Consider the following 2,978-nt stretch of genomic DNA (forward strand, 5'->3'; position numbering starts at 1 on the left):
GGAGACGTGGAACTTCCTGCCGATCAAGGTCGCCACCCTCGATGCGGTCCACACCTGGTCCTCCGTCCAGCCATGCGCGGCAGGCCCCTCCTCCAGGAACCCCGTCAGCTTTTCGAGGCACCGCGAGGACAGACGACACCGTGACCCGCTCGGACCCCGGGAGGCCAGAGCCTCAACACCACCATCCCGCCACAACTGGTGCCACTGATAAGCCGACTTCACGCTCGCCCGCAACCTATGCGCGACTTCCGACACCGCGATCTGCTGCTCGAACAGTTCGGCCGCTTGCATCCGTACCGTCTCCCCACGCCGACGCCCCACAGGAGACAGCCCGCCCCCATCCGCATATCTCACAGACCACGGATACAGGCAATCACCCACACCCATCAGGGACTTCGCAGCGATTCACCCCAACGAGCTGAAGTCAGTATGCGCTTGGCGAGGTTGTCGATCGAGGCACTGTGGGTCATGGCTTCGGAGCTGCTGGTGAGGGTCTCGTAGTCGCGGGCGAGGTGACGGTGCATCATGATCCAACCGATACTTTGTTCGACCACTTAGCGCCTCTTCACGATGTGGAATCCGCGAATATCCGGGTTTCTGTGGACGACTTCGACATCGATTCTGAGGCGGGCGCCGTGCTCAACGACGGCGTTCTTGAATCCGGTGTCGACCCAACTCTTTGAAATGGTCGGATACTTCTCCTTCGCCTGGTCGAGGAGGCGCATTCCCAGCACGTTCTCCGACATGCCGGCGGCGGTGACAGTCACGGCGAGGATGAGGTCGATCGTGTCGGTGAGGATGCCGCGTTTCCTCCCGACGATTTTCTCGGCTGTATCCGTTCCCTGGCTGGTCAGGGGTACGTTGCTGGAGGTCTTCACGCTCTGAGTGTCGATCACGGAGGCGGTCGGCTCAGGCTTGTGTCCCTCCTTCACCCGGGCCAGTCCCGTCAGCTCATAATTGAGCTGAGCAAAGATTCCTTCGTCCCGCCACGCGGCGTAGTAGGCATAGACGGTGCCATGGCTTGGGAAGTTGTGCGGGAGGTACTTCCAGGGGATCCCCGTGCGGTTCACGTAGACGATCGCATTGAAGACGTCCCGTAAATCGACCTTGGCCGGCTGTCCGGTTGGCCTGCGGTCGAGCCGGGCCTTCCTCCAGGCCGTCAACGTCGGCTCGATCAGGGCCCATCGGGCGTCAGACAGGTCGCTGGGGTACGGCTTACGCTCGCTCACGGCGTAGCGTGATCACGGGCAAGCCGGAGCGCCAGGTTCCGCTGGTGAACAGGCGATTCCATGGCATCCTCAAACCAGACGGACTTCCGGGCATAGATGCGAACGAGACAGGCGACCGGCCCCGCGCCCCGGAGAGCATCATTCAGCGCCAACGGGATGTCAGCCATCAAATTGGGGCAGGGATGAGAGTCATATATGGGTCTTGACCTGCATAAACGCCCTCTCGGACCGGCGCTGTGATCCGCAGTGCGACGAGCTGGATTCCGCCGGGGACCTCCTCCGATTGCCGAACGCGGCCGCCGGCTTCAGAGGTTCAGGCGGCGCCGAGCAGGCCGTTGAGGAAGTCGGTCGCCTTGTGGCCTTCGGCGGTCAATGAGTCGCAGCGGAACCGTTCGGACGCTGCGGAGGCGGCGGCGGGAGCGGCAGCGCGGAGCATGGCGGCGCCCAACCCCGAGGGGCGACGCAGCAGGCCGCAGTGGAGGAGCAGCCAGGGGCATTAGGCGTTGCTCCACCCGGTCGTGCTGGAATACGAGTCCAGCAGGTCCACCACGAAGACCAGGGTCGAGCCTGCCGGGATCAGCGGCGAAGGCGACTGATTGCCGTAGCCGAGACGTGGGGGAATGATGATCTCGCGCCGACCGCCGACCTTCATCCCCCTCACTCCCCGGTCCCAGCCCTTGATGACCTTGCCACTGCCCAGGGCGAACTTGAACGGCTGGCCCCGGTCCCAGGAGGCATCGAACTCCTTTCCGGACTCGAAGGTCACCCCGACATAATGGACCCTTACCACCATGCCCGGCTTCACCTCAGCCCCGTCCCCAACGACCAGGTCCCGGATGGTCAGCTCGGTAGGAGCGTCACCCTCCGGAACGTCGACCTTGGGCTTCGTCAGTTCACTCATTGCAGCCTCATCACTCTCCGTCGGAAGCCGTCGCACGGACCAGCCAGACACACATGGACACTCCATGCAGCAGATGGTCACGCTACCGAGCGTGCCAGCCCCCGGAGCACACCAGATCCAGCGGCCATACGTGATGATCTTTCGCACAGCCGACGAACGCGACCGCCACGCACAGGTTACGCAGTAATCGCCAGCAGGCGCAGCTGAGTGAAGGCGCTGGCCGGGTCGCCAGTGGTGAGCAGGGCGGGCGGTGTCCGTTGCGGCGCGGGCCGGCGATCGGGGTGGTGAGGGTTGCGCGGGCGAGGCCGGTGTCGCTGAGTTCGTGGTGGATCCCGTTCGCGCAGGGCGGGGGAATCACGCCCATCGACGAGTGCATGAGCAGCAAGCATCGGGAGCTCCTCGGGTGGGAGTACCTCCGCTGTATACCGCCAAGCGCTGTGCTGCAACCGGTCCATGCACTCATCGTGAGAGCAACGAGACTTCCTGGCCACCTGATTGCCGATCTGGCTTCGGCTTCTGTAGGGAGCGACCTCTTCGTCCCGAACGCGATCAGGCGCCTTCGTGACCTCGATTCGTGGTCACCCTGACCTTCTCGTTCTGCGCCAGCTCCGTCCATTGCTGTCCGTGCCAGTCCCGGCTTGGTTGCCGGGTTTGGCCCCCCGTTTGGCCCCCGGCCATCCACATCTCCGGTGAGGGTGGACTGGCCGGCACCCACTAAGACGTTGTTTCTTTTGGCTGTCAGGGCGGTGTGAAAGCCTCCGCGCATGAGCTACGACCTGGCTGTTTGGGAAGGCGAGCGGCCGGCGGACGACAAGATCGCCCGCCGGGTCTTCAGCGACCTGTACGAC

3 protein-coding genes and 1 pseudogene are annotated in these 2,978 nt (G+C 64.0%); all 4 read right to left on the reverse strand.

The window, feature by feature from the left end:
- Positions 1-354, reverse strand: a 354-nt coding sequence (locus ACWCQK_RS42220; protein WP_451164554.1) for a helix-turn-helix domain-containing protein, incomplete at its 3' end; no start/stop codon positions are given.
- 32 nt (positions 355-386) lie between these two features.
- Positions 387-1,229, reverse strand: a pseudogene (locus ACWCQK_RS42225) (IS5 family transposase).
- Positions 1,230-1,542: 313 nt separating this feature from the next.
- On the reverse strand, positions 1,543-1,665 hold the full coding sequence (locus tag ACWCQK_RS42230; RefSeq protein ID WP_451164556.1) for a hypothetical protein: 123 nt from the start codon (positions 1,663-1,665) through the stop codon (positions 1,543-1,545).
- A gap of 60 nt (positions 1,666-1,725) precedes the next feature.
- Entirely contained in the window at positions 1,726-2,130 is a 405-nt protein-coding gene (locus ACWCQK_RS42235) for an FKBP-type peptidyl-prolyl cis-trans isomerase (RefSeq protein ID WP_451164558.1), read from the reverse strand.
- Between the last annotated feature and the right edge of the window lie 848 nt (positions 2,131-2,978).

Source organism: Streptomyces sp. NPDC002306 (assembly GCF_053593435.1).

What these genes read in the sequence shown, in the direction of transcription:
- ACWCQK_RS42230 (WP_451164556.1), bottom strand. Translation starts at nt 1,665, where the DNA reads ATGCTCCGCGCTGCCGCTCCCGCCGCCGCCTCCGCAGCGTCCGAACGG.
- ACWCQK_RS42235 (WP_451164558.1), bottom strand. Translation starts at nt 2,130, where the DNA reads ATGAGTGAACTGACGAAGCCCAAGGTCGACGTTCCGGAGGGTGACGCT.